Consider the following 16,018-nt stretch of genomic DNA (forward strand, 5'->3'; position numbering starts at 1 on the left):
CGACCAGGCCCGGCAGCAGGCGCGGGCGCATCACCGCCAGCTCCGCGCTGAGCGGATTGGCCAGCGGCACGGTGCCGGACTCGCAGCCCCAGGCCTGCAGCAGTTTCTGGTCGACGAAGGCGAAGCACACCGCCTCCAGGTAGTCGCGCGCGACCAGGTGGCGGCGCAGGTCACCTTCCGGCAGCACGCCCTCGCTGGGCGCGGCCACCCGCGCCGGGCCGGCGGGAATGGTCGCCGGGATGCGGTCGTAGCCGTGGATGCGCGCCAGCTCCTCGACCAGGTCTTCCTCGATCGCGATGTCGAAGCGGCGGCTGGGCGCGGTGACCTGCCAGCCCTCACCGGTGGCGACCACCTGCATGCCCAGCGCGCGCAGGATGCGCTCGACCTCGGCGTCGGCGATGGTGGTGCCCAGCACCCGGGCGATGCGCGCGCGGCGCAGGGCGATCGGCTGCGGCGCGGCCAGCGCGCCGGGCACGGTGGCTTCGGTGACCGGACCGGGACGGCCGCCGGCGATATCCAGGATCAGGCGCGTGGCGTACTCGATCGCCGTGCGCGGCAGTTCCGGGTCCACGCCGCGCTCGAAGCGATGGCCGGCGTCGGTGTGCAGGCCCAGGCGGCGGCTGCGGCCGATGATGGCCGAAGGCACCCAGTGCGCGGCCTCGAGGAACACACGCGTGGTGCTGGCGCCGACCTTGGTGGCCTCGCCGCCCATGATGCCGCCCACCGCCACGGCGCGCGCGCCGCGGCCGCCGCGGCTGTCGGACACGACCAGGAACTCCCCGTCCAGGGTGGCCTCGCGGCCGTCCAGCAGCTGCAGGGTCTCGCCCTGGCGCGCCGGGCGCACGACCACCGGCGCCTCCAGCTTGTCCAGGTCGAAGGCGTGCATCGGCTGGCCCAGCTCCAGCATCACGTACTGGGTGACGTCGACCAGCAGGCTGATCGGGCGCACGCCGGAACGGCGCAGGCGCTCGGCCATCCACACCGGGGTCGGCGCCGCCGGGTCCACGCCCTCGATCACGCGGCCGACGAAGCGCGGCACGCGCTCGCCGGCCTCCAGCGCGACCTCGACGGTGGCGTCGGTCGCGGCCGGCACCGGCGCGTTGTCCATCGGCGCCACCTCGCTGCCCAGCGCGGCGGCCACGTCGTAGGCAATGCCGCGCACGCTGAAGCAGTCGGCGCGGTTGGGGGTCAGCTTGATCTCGATGCTGGCGTCCGGCAGGCCCAGGTACCCGGCCAGCGGCACGCCCACCGGCGCGTCGGCCGGCAGTTCCAGCAGGCCGGAAGCGTCGGCGTCCAGGCCCAGCTCCTTCGCCGAGCAGAGCATGCCGAACGACTCCACCCCGCGCAGCTTCGCCGGCTTGATCGACATGCCGCCGACGTTGGAACCGACCGTCGCCAGCGGCGCGGCCAGGCCGACGCGCGCGTTGGGCGCGCCGCACACGATCTGCAGCGGCTCGCCGTTGCCGATGTCGACCTTGCACACCTGCAGGCGGTCGGCCTCCGGATGGCGGACGGCTTCCACGATGCGGCCGACCACCACGCCGGCCAGGCCGTCGCCCAGTGCGGTGACTTCCTCGACCTCCAGGCCGATGGCGGTCAGCGTCGCCGCGAGCGCGTCGCGGTTGGCCAGGGTCGACACGTGGCTGCGCAGCCAGTTCTCGGAAAATTTCATGGGGTGCCGTGATTCGTGGTTCGTGATTCGTGATTGGAAGTGCCGCGACGGTGATGGCGCTGTTGCTGATCCTGCGTGGCCGGCTGGCCGTACACGCCTTTCCGGATCAATTACCAATCACCAGTCACGGCCCTCAGGCGAACTGCCTGAGGAACCGCACATCGTTCTCGAAGAAGGCGCGCAGGTCGTTGACGCCGTAGCGCAGCATGGCGAAACGCTCCACGCCCAGGCCGAAGGCGAAGCCGGTATAGCGCTCCGGGTCGATGCCGCAGTTGCGCAGGACGTTGGGGTGGACCATGCCGCAACCGAGCACCTCCAGCCAGCGCACGCTGCCGTCCGGCTGTTGCCAGGCGATGTCGACCTCCGCGCCCGGCTCCACGAACGGGAAGTAGCTCGGGCGGAAGCGCATCTGGAAGTCGCGCTCGAAGAAGGCGCGCACGAACTCGGAGAGCGTGCCCTTGAGGTCGGCGAAGGTCGAGGTCTCGTCGACCAGCAGGCCCTCGACCTGGTGGAACATCGGCGAATGGGTCTGGTCGGAGTCGGAACGGTACACCTTGCCGGCGGCGATCATGCGCAACGGCGGGCGGTGGTCGCCCATGTAGCGCACCTGCACGCCCGAGGTATGGGTGCGCAGCAGGCGGCCGTCGCCGAAGTAGAAGGTGTCGTGCATGGCGCGCGCCGGGTGGTGCGGCGGGAAGTTCAGCGCCTCGAAGTTGTGCCAGTCGTCCTCGATCTCCGGACCGTCGGCCAGTTCGTAGCCGAGGTTGCCGAAGATGGTGGCGATCCGCTCCAGGGTGCGGGAGATCGGGTGGATCCCGCCGCGCTGGGCCAGCCGGCCCGGCAGGGTCACGTCCACCGCCTCGCCGGCCAGGCGCGCGTCGAGCGCGGCCTCCTCCAGCAGCGCGCGGCGCGCCGACAGCGCGGTCGAGACTTCGTCGCGTACGCGGTTGATCGCCTCGCCGGCGGCCTTGCGCTGCTCCGGCGGCAACGCGCCGAGCTGCTTGAGCTGGGCGGTGATGGCGCCCTGCTTGCCCAGCAGGCCCACGCGCAGCGCCTCCAGCGCCTCGGGAGTCTGCGCCGCGGCGATGTCGGCCAGCGCCTGCGCCGCCAGGGTTTGGATATCGCTCATGGAAAACGGGCCCTCGGAAAAACAAATGGGGAAGGACTTGCGCCCTTCCCCATGCATGCATGCGGTGACCGGCGCCAGGCCCGCGGACGGGCCCGGTGCGGTTCGCAACTTATGCCGCCAGAGCGCTCTTCGCCTTCTCCGCCAGCGCGGTAAACCCGGCCGCGTCGTGCACGGCGATGTCCGCCAGCACCTTGCGGTCCAGGGTGATGCCGGCCTTCAGCAGGCCGTTGATGAAGCGGCTGTAGCTCAGGCCGTTGGCGCGGGCAGCCGCGTTGATGCGGGTGATCCACAGCGAACGGAAGTTGCGCTTCTTCTGCTTGCGGCCGATGTAGGCGTACTGCTGCGCCTTGATGACCGCCTGCTTGGCGACGCGGAAGACCTTGCGGCGGGCGTTGTAGTAACCCTTGGCCTGGCTCAGGACCTTCTTGTGACGGCGGCGCGCCTGCACGCCACGCTTGACTCGTGCCATTGTTCAGTCCTCCTCAGAGATACGGCAGCATGCGGTCCAGGCGGCCGGCATCCTCGGCGCGGACGTGGTTCGTCTGCCGCAGGTTGCGCTTCCGCTTGGTGGCCTTCTTGGTGAGGATGTGGCTACGGTTGGCGTGGCCGGCCTTGTACTTGCCGGAGGCGGTCTTGCGGAAACGCTTGGCCGCCGCCCGGTTGGTCTTGATCTTGGGCATTGCGAATGTCCTTGATGGGAACTGTCACTGGCACGGGCGGCGGGTTGCCCCGCGCTTTCCATCCTTGCCCATACCGGTCGGTAAGTCGCTGAGTCCCCAGGGGAAACCGCGACGGGTCCTGTAGCTGTTGCCAGCCCTCCGGCAAACCGGAGCCGCGCATTATGCCCCGGCTGGCTTTCCTTTTGCAAATCAGCGGGTTTCGCCGGGCGGGCGCAAGAGCCGTGCGCAGGCCAACGGAAGGCCGGCGGCACCGCCCGGGCAGGCCGCCGGCTTGCTTCCGGCCGGCACCGGCCAGCACAGGCCCGGCCAACCGGAGCACGATGGGACCGCCGGCGTGGCAACGCCAGGACCGGATACGGCGAAGGGCGCCATGGGGCGCCCTTCGCCGGGGCCGACCACCGGGCCGGACCCCCTGCCGCGTCGCGGCTTACTTCTTCTTCGGCGCGATCATCATGACCATCTGCCGGCCTTCCAGGCGCGGCCGCGACTCGATCACGATGTCCTCGCCCAGGTCGGCCTCGATCCGGGCGGCCATCTGCCGGCCCAGCTCCTGGTGGCTCATCTCGCGCCCGCGGAAGCGGATGTTGACCTTGACCTTGTCGCCATCCTCCAGGAAGCGGCGCATGTTGCGCAGCTTGATCTGGTAGTCGCCCTCGTCGGTGACCGGGCGGAACTTCACTTCCTTGATCTCGACCTGCTTGGACTTCTTCTTGGCCTCGCTGGCCCGCTTCTGCTGTTCGAACTTGAACTTGCCGAAGTCCATGATCTTGCAGACCGGCGGATCCGCGTTGGGCTGGATCTCGACCAGGTCCAGGTCCTCCTCTTCGGCAAGGCGCAGGGCCTCGTCGCGCGAAAGGACGCCGATCATTTCGCCATCGGACCCGATCACGCGCACGCGCGGGACACGGATCTCGTGGTTCTTCCGGTTTTGCTTCTCGGGGGTGCTGATATTCCAGTCTCCGGGGGTGGTCTAGGCCACGTGCCGGCGCGGGGCCGGCACGCATCTGTTTTTACGCCAGCTGCTGCGAACGCAAGGTATCGGCAAAGGCGGACACGGACATTGTGCCCAAATCTTCGCCGGTACGCGTGCGCACCGCCACGGCGCCGTTCTCCTTCTCGCGGTCGCCGACCACCAGCAGGTACGGCACGCGCTGCAGCGTGTGCTCGCGGATCTTAAAGCCGATCTTTTCGTTCCGCAAATCAGCCTCGACCCGGAAGCCTTGATTTGTAAGGCTTTTCCTAACCTCGTTCACGTATTCAGCCTGGGCGTCGGTGATGTTCATCACCACCGCCTGGACCGGCGCCAGCCAGGCCGGGAAGGCGCCGGCATGGTGCTCGATCAGGATGCCGATGAAGCGCTCCATCGAGCCGACGATGGCGCGGTGGAGCATGACCGGGTGCCGGCGCTGGCTGTGCTCGTCCACGTACTCGGCGCCCAGGCGCACCGGCATCATGAAGTCCACCTGCACCGTGCCCAGCTGCCAGGTGCGGCCCAGGGCGTCCTTCAGGTGGTACTCGATCTTCGGGCCGTAGAACGCGCCCTCGCCCGGCAGCTCCTGCCACTCCACGCCGGAGGCGCGCAGGGCCGAGCGCAGGGCCTCCTCGGCCTTGTCCCAGGTGGCGTCGTCGCCCAGGCGGCTGTCCGGGCGCAGGGCGATCTTGACCTGGATGTCGTCGAAGCCGAAGTCGCCGTAGACCTTCAGCGCCTGCTGGTGGAAGGCGCGGACCTCGGACTCGATCTGCTCCTCGGTGCAGAAGATGTGGCCGTCGTCCTGGGTGAAGCCGCGCACGCGCAGGATGCCGTGCAGCGCGCCGGAGGGCTCGTTGCGGTGGCAGGAGCCGAACTCGCCGTAGCGGATCGGCAGGTCGCGGTAGCTGTGCAGGCCCTGGTTGAAGATCTGCACGTGGCCGGGGCAGTTCATCGGCTTCACCGCGTAGGTCCGCTTCTCGGACTCGGTGAAGAACATGTTGTCCTGGTAGTTGTCCCAGTGGCCGGACTTCTTCCACAGGGTCACGTCCAGGATCTGCGGGCAGCGCACCTCGCCGTAGCCGGTCTCGCGGTAGACGCGGCGCATGTACTGCTCGACCACCTGCCACACCGCCCAGCCCTTGGGGTGCCAGAACACCAGGCCCGGGGCCTCTTCCTGCAGGTGGAACAGGTCCTGCTGCTTGCCGATGCGGCGGTGGTCGCGCTTCTCGGCCTCCTCCATGCGCTGGATGTAGGCCTTCAGCTGCTTCTCGTCGGCCCAGGCGGTGCCGTAGATGCGCTGCAGCTGCTCGTTCTTCGAGTCGCCGCGCCAGTACGCGCCGGAGATGCGGGTCAGCTTGAAGGCCTTCAGGAAGCGGGTGTTGGGCACGTGCGGGCCGCGGCACATGTCCACGTATTCCTGGTGGTAGTACAGGCCCATGTGGGTCACTTCCGGGCCCATGTCCTCGATCAGGCGCAGCTTGTAGTCCTCGCCGCGGGCCTTGAACACCTCGATGACCTCCTCGCGCGGGGTCATCTTCTTGATGACGTCGTAGTCCTGGGCGATCAGCTCGCGCATGCGCTGCTCGATCGCGGCCAGGTCCTCGGGGGTGAACGGGCGCTCGGAATAGATGTCGTAGTAGAACCCTTCCGCGATCACCGGGCCGATCACCATCTTCACGTCCGGGTACAGCTGCTTGACCGCGTGGCCGACCAGGTGGGCGCAGGAGTGGCGGATGATCTCCACGCCCTCCTCGTCCTTGGGGGTGATGATGCGCAGGGTGGCGTCGTGGTCGATGACGTCGCAGGCGTCGACCAGCTTGCCGTCGACCTGGCCGGCGACCGTGGCCTTGGCCAGGCCGGCGCCGATCGACTGCGCGACCTGCATGACGGTGACGGGACCTTCGAACTGGCGCTGGCTGCCGTCGGGGAGGGTGATGGTGATCATTGGGGAAGAAGCCGTGATTGGTGATTGGTGATTCGTGATTGGGATGGCATCGGGACCGGGGCCAGGGCGGCCGCTTCGAATCCCCAACTACGAATCACCAATCACGAACCGCAAAAAAAGCGCCACCAGGCGCCTGCAGACGTGGCAGCCTGGGGGGGCGGTCAGCGGTAGGCGGTGGTAGTGCTCATGTCGCACGCTCGGCCGGCGTCTTCCGCGGGCCACCTTGTCCTGGGGCGCGCCGGCACCGTGCCGGCGGCGAGGCCCCCGATTCTATCGCAGCCGGGCGGACGGACGTAGTGGCGGGCCCCGTGGCATCATGTCCCGCCGTTGCAGCACCGTTCCGGGCTCGGAGGAGCCGGTTTCGCATGACCATCCGGGGCAAGGCCACGTCCCTCGACATCGCCCACCTGGCCGGGGTATCCCAGCCGACCGTCTCGCGCGCCCTGCGCGGGCACCCCTCGGTCAACCCCGAGACCCGGCGCCGGATCCTGGCCATCGCCCGCGAGCTCAACTACAAGGTCGACAAGAACGCCTCCAACCTGCGCGCCCAGCAGTCCGGGACCCTGGCCCTGCTGTTCTTCGAGGACCCGACCCCGGACGACTCGCTGATCAACCCGTTCTTCCACTCCATGCTCGGGTCGATCACCCGGGCCTGCGCGCGGCGCGGCTACGACCTGCTGGTCTCCTTCCAGCAGCTGTCGACCAACTGGCACGCGGACTTCGCCGACAGCCACAAGGCCGACGGCATCATCCTGCTGGGCTACGGCGACTACCTGGAATCGCAGTCGCGGCTGCAGCAGCTGGTCGAACAGGGCACCCGCTTCGTGCGCTGGGGCGCGGCCCTGCCCGGGGAGCCGGGGGTGTCGATCGGCTGCGACAACTTCCAGGGCGGGCACGACATCACCGCCCACCTGCTGGAACGCGGCTGCCGCCGGATCGCCTTCCTCGGCCACGCCTCCGAGCACTATCCCGAGTTCCGCGAGCGCTGGCGCGGGTACCAGGCTGCGCTACGCGAGGCCGGGATCGAGCCGGAACCGGAGCTGCAGGCCGATGCCATCACCACCGAGCAGTCCGGCTACCAGGCCGCGCGCGCCCTGCTGGACGCCGGCCAGTCCTTCGACGGCGTGTTCGGGGCCAGCGACCTGATCGCCCTGGGCGCGATGAAGGCCCTGCGCGAGGACGGACTGGCCATGCCCGAGGACGTGGCGGTGGTCGGCTTCGACGACATCGCCATGGCCAGCTTCGCCCAGCCGCCGCTGTCGACCGTGCAGCAGGACACCAAGCAGGCCGGCGAAGTACTGGTGGACAGCCTGATCCGGCTGATCCAGCGCGAACCGGTGGAGAGCCAGCGGCTGCCGGTGCGGCTGGTGCTGCGCGAGTCCAGCCGGCGGCCCGGCTGAGCACCGCCGCAGGGCGCCCGGCAACCGGCGCCCCTGCCCTGCTTACTGCCGCGGCGTGGCCTTCAGCGCGGCCTGGCGCAGGTCGGCGCGGGTCACCGGGCCGTCGTACAGGAACACGCGCACGCCGTGCGCCGGCACCTCGACCCGGAGCTTGCGCCCGACCCTGACCTCCTGGCCGCTGAAGCCGTCGCGCCAGCGCCCGGGCTGGAGCATGCGGGTGACCGTCGCCGTGCGCGGACGGTCGCCCTTGTTGAGCAGGACCAGGGCGGTCTGGGCCTGGCCGGCGTCCTCGTAGACCCGGTAGAACACCGCGCTGTCGCCCTGCAGTTCGACGTTCAGCTGCACCCCGCGCTGCAGCGCCGGCGAGGCCTTGCGCAGGTTGGCGATGCGCCGCAGGCTGGCGTGGATCGGGTGCGCGGGGGCGGCCTGGATGTTCTCCACGCCGTAGTAGGCGCGGTTGCCGCCGTGCTCGCCCTGGCCGCGCATGAACCCGGTCTCCGAGCCGTAGTAGACCACCGGGATGCCGCGTGCGGTGAACAGCCAGTTGTGCGCGTCGATGAAGCCCTCGTCGCTGGCGTCCATGCGCGGCATGTCGTGGTTGTCGTAGAAGGTGGCCAGCTCGTACGGGTTGGCGTACGGGCCGTCCTCCAGGTACAGCGCTTCGGCCAGGCGTTCGAACCCGGCGCTGGCCTGGCGCGAGAATACCTCGTCCATGGCCTTCTTCATCGGGAAGTCGAGCACGCTCACCCCGCCGTTCTCCGGGCGGGTGAACTGGGCGATGTTGGCCGCCTCGTAGTCGAACGATTCGCCGAACATGAACATGCCCGGGTGGCGCTCGCGGATGCGGTCGGTGAAGGCCTTCCAGAACGCCAGCGGCTGGTGGCGGATGGTGTCGATGCGCAGCGCGTCCACGCCCTGGCCGATCCACTGCAGGTAGGCGCCAACCAGGTAGTCCATCACCGCCGGGTTGTCGGCATTGAGGTCGGCCAGCTGGGCCAGGTCGGGCTTGTCGTTGTAGAAGGCGTGCAGCGGGTTGCCGGCCGGATCGAGGCGCTCCGGCGGCAGGTTCTGGTGGTCGGCCACCAGGCGCCCTTCCGCGTCGAAGATCTGGCCGTACTGCGGCTGCGGCACCGGCATGGTCCAGCCCGGCGAACCGTGGTTGGCGACGATGTCCAGCACGGTCTTCAGGCCATGGCCGCGCAGGCCGGCGGTCAGGCCGGCGAAGTCCAGGCCCTCGCTGGGCAGGTGCTCGTCCAGGCGGTAGAAATTGACGCCCCAGTAGCCGTGGAAGCCGGTCTTGCCCTGGTCGGTGAGGAAGCCGTCGCAGGTGATCGGGTCGCCACCGGTGAAGGCCTGGTCCGGGTTGTCCACGATCGGCGTGATCCACACCGCGGTGAAGCCCATGTCGGCGATGTAGCCGGCGTTGTCGAGCAGGCCGCGGAAGTCGCCGCCCAGGTAGCCGACGTTGCCGACCACGCCGTCGCAGGGCTCCAGCGGCCGGTCGAAGGTGTGGTGCTCGCCGCCCTGGTCGCGGTGGTCGTTGGCCGGATCGCCGTTGACGAAGCGATCGGTCATCACGAAGTACACCGCCTCGCTGGCGAACGGTTCGCGGGTGCCGTAGATGGACTGGGCGAAGGCCGGTGCGGCGGCGACCGCCAGCGCCGTGCCCAGCAGGGCCTTGCGCAGGAAGCGATTCATGCGCGCGCCTCCGCGGTGCGCGGCACCGCCAGCACGCAGGCCGCGGCCAGCACCAGGCTGGCGCCACCCAGGGCCAGGGCCCACAGCGGCTGGCCGCCGAACAGCGCACGCAGCAGGAAGCCCAGCAGGCTGGCCGCGACCAGCTGCGGGATCACGATGAAGAAATTGAAGATGCCCATGTAAACGCCCATCTTGGCCGCCGGCAGGCTGTCGGACAGCATCGCGTACGGCAGGGAAAGGATCGAGGCCCAGGCGAAGCCCACGCCGACCATCGACAGCAGCAGCCACTGCGGATCGCGCACCCACAGGAAGGACAGCAGGCCCAGCGCGCCCAGGCACAGGTTGAGCACGTGGGTGCCGCGCAGGCCGATGCGTGCGGCCAGCCATGGGATGGCGATGGCCGCCACCGCGGCGAAGCCGTTGTAGGCGGCGAACAGCACGCCGACCCAGTTGGCGCCTTCGTTGTAGGCGGCCGAGGTCGGGTCGTTGCTGCCGAAGTGGGTGCCGGCCACCGCCGCGGTGGTGTAGATCCACATCGCGAACAGGGCGAACCAGGAGAAGAACTGGACCACGGCCAGGCGGCGCATGGTGCGCGGCATGGCGCGCAGGTCGGCGGCGATGGCCGGCAGCATGCTCCCGGCCGGCAGCACCCGCGCCACCAGCAGCAGCACGCCGTAGGCCGCGGCCATGCCGGCCAGCACGTAGAGCATGCGGTCCCAGCCGTTGGCCGCGATCAGCGCCGCCAGGCCCAGGCCGGCCACCAGCCAGGCCAGCGCCGGCAGCGGGCCGGGCACGGAGGCCATGACAGGGGCCGGCTCCGGCGACTCGGCCTGTTCGAAGCGGGCCAGGTCCTCCGGCGGGTACTCGCGGGTGCGCAGCACGGTCCAGCCGATCGCGCCCAGCAGCACCACGCCGCCGACGTAGAACGCGTAGCGCACGGTGTCCGGCACTTCGCCCGGGCCGGCGGTGTTTGCCACGCCTGCCTTGGCCAGCAGCCACGGCAGCAGGCTGGCCACGATCGCGCCCACGCCGATGAAGAAGCTCTGCATGGCATAGCCGCTGGCACGCTGCTCCTGTGGCAACTGGTCGCCGACGAAGGCGCGGAACGGCTCCATCGAGATGTTGATCGAGGCGTCGAGGATCCACAGCATGCCGGCGGCGATCCACAGCGCCGGGGAGTGCGGCATGAAGAACAGGGCCAGGGTCGCCAGCACCGCGCCGGCGAGGAAGTACGGGCGGCGCCGGCCCAGCGGGGTCCAGGTGCGGTCGGAGAGATAGCCCACCACCGGCTGCACCAGCAGGCCGGTCAGCGGTGCGGCGATCCACAGCCCCGGCACCTGCTCCATGTCCGCGCCCAGGGTCTGGAAGATGCGGCTGACGTTGGCGTTCTGCAGGGCAAACCCGAACTGGATGCCCAGGAAGCCGAAGCACATGTTCCAGATCTGCCAGAACGACAGGCGTGGTTTGCGTTCAATCACGCTGTATCCCCCCTCCGGGAACCGTTGCGTCGCGATCCGCCGGCCGGCGGTACCGGGGCATGGTAGGCGGCGGCCGTACGCGGCGGACAGCGCATGCATACGTATTCATCGGCATGCGCGCCCATGCTGCACTGCACCCGTGGGATAGTGCGGCCCCTCGCGCCGCGGCCGGCTGCCGTGGACGCGGAGCGTTCTGGGAGGGGCGATGCTACGAAGCCTGCGGCGGCGCACCGTGCGCGCCATGTTCCATGCCTTTGGCGCGGCCGGCGGCTGTGCCGTGCTGCTTGCCGCCCTGCCCGCGCATGCGGCGGTGCTGCCCATCGCAGCCTGCGACGCCGGCGAGGCCGTGGTCCTCGCCGCCGAGGCCGGCACCGTTCCCGACGCACGCGCGATCTGGCTGGACCGGCGCACCCTGCGCTGGCCCGGCGCCCCGGACCCTGGCCGTTACCGCCTCTACCACGGCAAGGTGCTGCCGCAGGCCATCCCCGGCCAGCGCGTGCGCGGCGCCGAGGGCCAGCTAGCGCTGGCCGGCGCCACCGTGGCGGAAACGGTCGCACGGCGCTTCCGCCATGTCGCCCCCGGCGCCACCCTGGCCCTGGACCTGGACGACCAGGCCCTGCGCGTGCTTTACCGCCAGGCCCTGCTGCTGGTGCGCGAGGACCCGCACGGCCGCGTGCTGGACGCCACCCGGATCCAGCTGCCCGGCGCACTGGACGACCTGTATGCCGCCGCGGTCGATGCGCCGATGCCCGGCGCGCACCCCGCGCCGGACGGCACCCGCTTCAGCGTATGGGCACCGACCGCGCGCGAGGTCTCGCTGTGCCTGTACTCCGGCAACCATGCCGCGGCCACCCGCCGCGTGGCCGTCGCGGCCGATCCGGCCACCGGCATGTGGACCGCGCGCCTGCCGCAGGACCTGCGCGGCGCTTATTACACCTGGCTGGTGGACGTGTACGTGCCGGGCACCGGCCTGGTGCGCAACCGCGTCACCGATCCGTACTCGGCCAGCCTCGGCACCGATTCGCGCCGCAGCTACGTGGCCGACCTGGACGACCCGGCGCTCAAGCCCGACGGCTGGGACCAGGCCCCGCGCCCGCCCGCGCTGCAGGCGCAGGTGGACATGTCGGTGTACGAGCTGCACGTGCGCGACTTCTCCATCGGTGATGCCACCGTGCCGGAACCGCTGCGCGGCCGCTACCTGGCGTTCACCGCCGCCGGCAGCGCCGGCATGGCCCACCTGCGCGCCCTCGCCCGGGCCGGCCTGACCGACGTGCACCTGCTGCCGGTGTACGACTTCGCCTCCGTGCCCGAAGCCGGCTGCACCACCCCGCAGGTGCCCGATGCACCGGCGGACAGCCCGCTGCAGCAGGCCGCGGTGATGGCCGAAGCCGCGCGCGACTGCTTCAACTGGGGCTACGACCCGTTCCACTTCAATGCGCCCGAGGGCAGCTACGCCACCGATCCGTCCGACGGCGCGGTGCGCATCCGCGAGTTCCGGGCCATGGTCATGGCCCTGCACGCCCTGGGCCTGCGCGTGGGCATGGACGTGGTCTACAACCACACCTATGCCGCCGGCCAGGACCCCGGCTCGGTGCTGGACCGCATCGTGCCCGGCTACTACCACCGCCTCGACGCCAGCGGCACGGTGGAGACCAGTACCTGCTGCAGCAACACCGCCACCGAGCACGCGATGATGGCGCGGCTGATGATCGACTCGGCCGGGCTGTGGGTGCGGCACTACCGGATCGACTCGTTCCGCTTCGACCTGATGGGCCACCAGCCGCGCGCGGCGATGGAAGCCCTGCAGCGCCGGGTCGACGCCGTCGCCGGCCGCCACGTGCCGCTGATCGGCGAGGGCTGGAACTTCGGCGAGGTGGCCGATGGCGCCCGCTTCGTCCAGGCCTCGCAGCTGTCCCTGGGCGGCAGCGGCATCGGCACCTTCAGCGACCGCGCGCGCGATGCCCTGCGCGGCGGCGGCCCGGGCGACAGCGGCCGCGACAAGCTGGCGCGCCAGGGCTGGCTCAACGGCCTCGGCTACGCGCCGAACGAGGCCACTGCCGGCGGCGACCCGGCGGCCAGCCGCGCCGCCTTGCTGCGCGCAGCCGACCTGGTCCGTGCCGGCCTGGCCGGCACCCTGCGTGACTACGTGCTGGATACCGTCGACGGCCCCCGCCCGCTGCACGAGGTGGACTACAACGGCCAGCCGGCCGGCTATGCCCACGCACCGGGCGAGGTGGTCAACTACGTCGAGAACCACGACAACGAGACCCTCTACGACCTCAACGCCTACCGCCTGCCCGCCGGCACGCCGGCCAGCGAGCGGGCGCGGGTGCAGGTGCTGGGCATGGCCACCACCGCGCTCAGCCAGGGCGTGGCCTACTTCCACGCCGGCATCGACCTGCTGCGCTCCAAGTCCATGGACCGCAACAGCTACGACTCCGGCGACTGGTTCAACCGCATCGACTGGAGCGGCGGGGACAATTTCTTCGGCAGCGGCCTGCCGCCGGCCAGCGGCAACGAAGCCGACTGGCCGTGGATCGCGCCGCGCCTGGCCGATCCCTCCATCCGCCCGGCCCCGGAAGACATCGCCTTCGCCCGCGCCGCCCTGCGCGAGCTGCTGGCAATCCGCGCCAGCTCCAGCCTGTTCCGGCTGCGCACCGCCGAAGAGGTCGCGCGCCGGCTCAGCTTCCCCAATAGCGGCCCGGGCCAGAACCCGCTGGTGGTCGCCGGCCTGCTCGACGGCCGCGGCCATCCGGGCGCCGGCTTCGCCGGCATCCTCTACCTGCTCAATGCCTCGCCGCAGGCGCAGGTACTGGAACTGCCGGAGCTGCGCGGCCAGCGCTGGCGCCTGCATCCGCTGCAGCGCGGCCCGCACGCCGCCGATCCACGCGTGCGCGAAGCACGCCACGAACCCGCGCGCGGCCGCTTCACCGTGCCGCCGCGCACCGTCCTCGTCTACGTCCTGGAGTAAGCCCCCATGCCCGCACGACGTCTCCCGTGCCGCCCCCGCGCCCTGCTCGCCCTGCTGCTCCTTGCAGCAGCCGCCCTGCCCCTCCACGCCCGCGACCTGGCACGGATCGAGTCCCCCGGCCAGGTGCTGGCGGTGACCATCGAAGCCCAGCACGAGGACCGCCTGGCCTACCGCGTCGAACGCCGTGGCAAGCCCGTGATCGCCTCCTCGCGCCTGGGCTTCCTGCTTGGCGACGGCCGCCTGGAGCGCAACCTGGAGCTGATCGACCACTCCAGCCGCAGCTTCGACGAGACCTGGGAGCAGCCCTGGGGCGAGCGCCGCCTGACCCGCAACCGCTACAACGAGCTGCGCGCGCGCTTCGCCGAGCGTCCGGCCGAGCCGGGCCAGCCGCCACGGCGGATCGACGTGGTGTTCCGCGTCTACGACGACGGCGTCGGTTTCCGCTACGAGTTCCCGGCCGAGCCGGGACCGCGCCAGGTGCGCATCCGCCAGGAGCTGACCGAGTTCGCCCTGGCCGATGCGGACAACACCACCGCCTGGTGGATCCCGGCGTTCGAGTGGAACCGCGAGGAATACCTGTATTCGCGCACCCCGCTGCGCGAGATCGGCACCGCGCAGACGCCGCTGACCCTGCGCACCGGCGACGGGCTGCACGTCTCCATCCACGAGGCGGCGCTGGTCGACTACGCCGGCATGAACCTGGCCCGTGGCGACGGCAACGTGCTGCGCGCCGCGCTGACCCCGTCCAGCGAGGGCGGCGCGGTGAACCGCACCACCCCGTTCGCCACCCCGTGGCGCACGATCCAGATCGGCGAGCGTGCCGGTGACCTGGTCGAGTCCAGCCTGATCCTCAACCTCAACGAGCCCAACGCCATCGGCGACGTCAGCTGGTTCAAGCCGGCCAAGTACGTGGGCGTGTGGTGGTCGCTGCACCTGGAGAAGGAGACCTGGGGCACCGGCCCCAGGCACGGCGCGACCACCGCCAATACCCGCCGCTACATCGACTTCGCCGCGAAGAACGGCTTCCGCGGCGTGCTGGTGGAAGGCTGGAACCCGGGCTGGGACGGCAACTGGTTCGCCAACGGCTGGGGCTTCGACTTCACCCGCTCCACCCCGGACTTCGACCTGCCGAAACTGGCCAGGTACGCCGCCGGCAAGGGCGTGCACCTGATCGGCCACCACGAAACCGCCTGCGCGGTCAGCCATTACGAACGCCAGCTGGAGGCGGCCTTCGACCTGTACGCGCGCAACGGCGTGGACGTGGTCAAGACCGGCTACGTCTGCGACGCCGGTGACATCCAGCGCCAGGACCAGCCTGGCGGCCCGGTGGTGCGCGAGTGGCACGAGGGCCAGTGGATGAGCAACCACCACCTGCGCGTGGTCCAGGCCGCGGCGGAGCGGAAGATCGCGGTCAACGCCCACGAGCCGATCAAGGACACCGGCCTGCGCCGCACGTACCCGAACTGGGTCTCGCGCGAAGGTGCGCGCGGCATGGAATTCGCCGCCTGGGCCGATCCGCCGAACCCGCCGGAGCACGAGGCCACCCTGGTGTTCACCCGCATGCTGGCCGGGCCGATGGACTTCACTCCGGGCATCGTCAGCCTGACCGGCCGCAACGGGCAGAAGCTGCGCAGCACCCTGGCCAAGCAGCTGGCGCTGTACGTGGTCCTGTACAGCCCGATCCAGATGGTCGCCGACCTGCCCGAGCACTACGCCAGGCAGCCGCAGGCGCTGAAGTTCATCCGCGACGTGGCGGTGGACTGGGAGGAAAGCCGCATGGTCGACGGTTCGGTCGGCGAGTACGCGGTGCTGGCACGCAAGGCGCGCGGCGGCGGGGAGTGGTTCCTCGGCGCGGTCGGCGACGACACCCCGCGCGTGCTGCAGGCGCCACTGTCCTTCCTCGATGCCGGCCGCCGCTATCGCGCCGAGATCTATCGCGACGGCGACGGCGCGGACTGGGAGCACAAGCCCTTCGCCTTCGTCCACGAAACCCGCGAAGTCGGCGCCGGCGACGTGCTGGAGCTGCGCCTGGGCCGCGGCGGTGGCCAGGCCGTGCGGTTCGTGCCGCTGTAAGG

The 16,018-nt window shown here is 70.6% G+C and carries 11 protein-coding genes; 3 read left to right on the forward strand and 8 right to left on the reverse strand.

Annotation, left to right across the window (positions count from 1 at the left end):
* The 6 genes from pheT to thrS all read right to left on the reverse strand — a co-directional run.
* Positions 1-1,672 (reverse strand): phenylalanine--tRNA ligase subunit beta (pheT, locus tag B351_RS0102850; RefSeq protein WP_019397546.1); only part of this gene is annotated, 1,672 nt, incomplete at its 3' end.
* 133 nt (positions 1,673-1,805) lie between these two features.
* The gene (pheS, locus tag B351_RS0102855; RefSeq protein WP_019397547.1) at positions 1,806-2,801 is read right to left on the reverse strand and encodes a phenylalanine--tRNA ligase subunit alpha; all 996 of its coding nucleotides are present in this window, start codon (positions 2,799-2,801) and stop codon (positions 1,806-1,808) included.
* A 109-nt stretch (positions 2,802-2,910) separates the two neighbouring features.
* Entirely contained in the window at positions 2,911-3,270 is a 360-nt protein-coding gene (gene rplT / locus B351_RS0102860; RefSeq protein ID WP_019397548.1) for a 50S ribosomal protein L20, read from the reverse strand.
* 13 nt (positions 3,271-3,283) lie between these two features.
* Complete coding sequence (rpmI, locus tag B351_RS0102865; protein ID WP_010342861.1) at positions 3,284-3,481, reverse strand: 50S ribosomal protein L35; 198 nt, start codon at positions 3,479-3,481, stop codon at positions 3,284-3,286.
* Between the two features lie 427 nt (positions 3,482-3,908).
* The gene (gene infC / locus B351_RS0102870; RefSeq protein WP_083852379.1) at positions 3,909-4,430 is read right to left on the reverse strand and encodes a translation initiation factor IF-3; all 522 of its coding nucleotides are present in this window, start codon (positions 4,428-4,430) and stop codon (positions 3,909-3,911) included.
* A 61-nt stretch (positions 4,431-4,491) separates the two neighbouring features.
* Positions 4,492-6,396: a threonine--tRNA ligase gene (gene thrS, locus B351_RS0102875; protein ID WP_019397550.1), complete on the reverse strand. Its 1,905-nt coding sequence runs from the start codon at positions 6,394-6,396 to the stop codon at positions 4,492-4,494.
* A 365-nt stretch (positions 6,397-6,761) separates the two neighbouring features.
* Between thrS and B351_RS0102880 the strand changes: the two genes are divergently transcribed.
* Entirely contained in the window at positions 6,762-7,796 is a 1,035-nt protein-coding gene (locus tag B351_RS0102880; protein ID WP_019397551.1) for a LacI family DNA-binding transcriptional regulator, read from the forward strand.
* 42 nt (positions 7,797-7,838) lie between these two features.
* Here the strand turns inward: B351_RS0102880 and B351_RS0102885 are convergent, their stop codons facing one another.
* Together B351_RS0102885 and B351_RS0102890 are read right to left on the reverse strand one after the other, a co-directional pair.
* Positions 7,839-9,494, reverse strand: coding sequence for an alpha-amylase family glycosyl hydrolase (locus B351_RS0102885; RefSeq protein ID WP_019397552.1), 1,656 nt, complete (start codon positions 9,492-9,494; stop codon positions 7,839-7,841).
* Entirely contained in the window at positions 9,491-10,969 is a 1,479-nt protein-coding gene (locus tag B351_RS0102890) for an MFS transporter (RefSeq protein ID WP_026010276.1), read from the reverse strand. Before B351_RS0102890 ends, B351_RS0102885 begins: the two co-directional genes overlap by 4 nt.
* A 208-nt stretch (positions 10,970-11,177) precedes the next feature.
* On the opposite strand from B351_RS0102890, the gene pulA reads away from it, so the two are divergent.
* Together pulA and B351_RS0102900 are read left to right on the forward strand one after the other, a co-directional pair.
* Positions 11,178-13,943, forward strand: coding sequence for a pullulanase-type alpha-1,6-glucosidase (pulA, locus tag B351_RS0102895; RefSeq protein ID WP_156810404.1), 2,766 nt, complete (start codon positions 11,178-11,180; stop codon positions 13,941-13,943).
* A 6-nt stretch (positions 13,944-13,949) separates the two neighbouring features.
* Positions 13,950-16,016: a glycoside hydrolase family 97 protein gene (locus tag B351_RS0102900; protein WP_026010277.1), complete on the forward strand. Its 2,067-nt coding sequence runs from the start codon at positions 13,950-13,952 to the stop codon at positions 16,014-16,016.
* Positions 16,017-16,018 lie beyond the last annotated feature (2 nt).

Source organism: Pseudoxanthomonas sp. GW2 (genome assembly GCF_000283075.1).
Classification (GTDB): Bacteria; Pseudomonadota; Gammaproteobacteria; order Xanthomonadales; family Xanthomonadaceae; genus Pseudoxanthomonas.

Bases quoted from the DNA above. Each gene is read 5' to 3' on its own strand.
- pulA (WP_156810404.1), top strand. From the start codon at position 11,178: ATGCTACGAAGCCTGCGGCGGCGCACCGTGCGCGCCATGTTCCATGCC.
- rpmI (WP_010342861.1), bottom strand. From the start codon at position 3,481: ATGCCCAAGATCAAGACCAACCGGGCGGCGGCCAAGCGTTTCCGCAAG.
- B351_RS0102900 (WP_026010277.1), top strand. From the start codon at position 13,950: ATGCCCGCACGACGTCTCCCGTGCCGCCCCCGCGCCCTGCTCGCCCTG.
- B351_RS0102885 (WP_019397552.1), bottom strand. From the start codon at position 9,494: ATGAATCGCTTCCTGCGCAAGGCCCTGCTGGGCACGGCGCTGGCGGTC.
- pheS (WP_019397547.1), bottom strand. From the start codon at position 2,801: ATGAGCGATATCCAAACCCTGGCGGCGCAGGCGCTGGCCGACATCGCC.
- B351_RS0102880 (WP_019397551.1), top strand. From the start codon at position 6,762: ATGACCATCCGGGGCAAGGCCACGTCCCTCGACATCGCCCACCTGGCC.
- rplT (WP_019397548.1), bottom strand. From the start codon at position 3,270: ATGGCACGAGTCAAGCGTGGCGTGCAGGCGCGCCGCCGTCACAAGAAG.
- thrS (WP_019397550.1), bottom strand. From the start codon at position 6,396: ATGATCACCATCACCCTCCCCGACGGCAGCCAGCGCCAGTTCGAAGGT.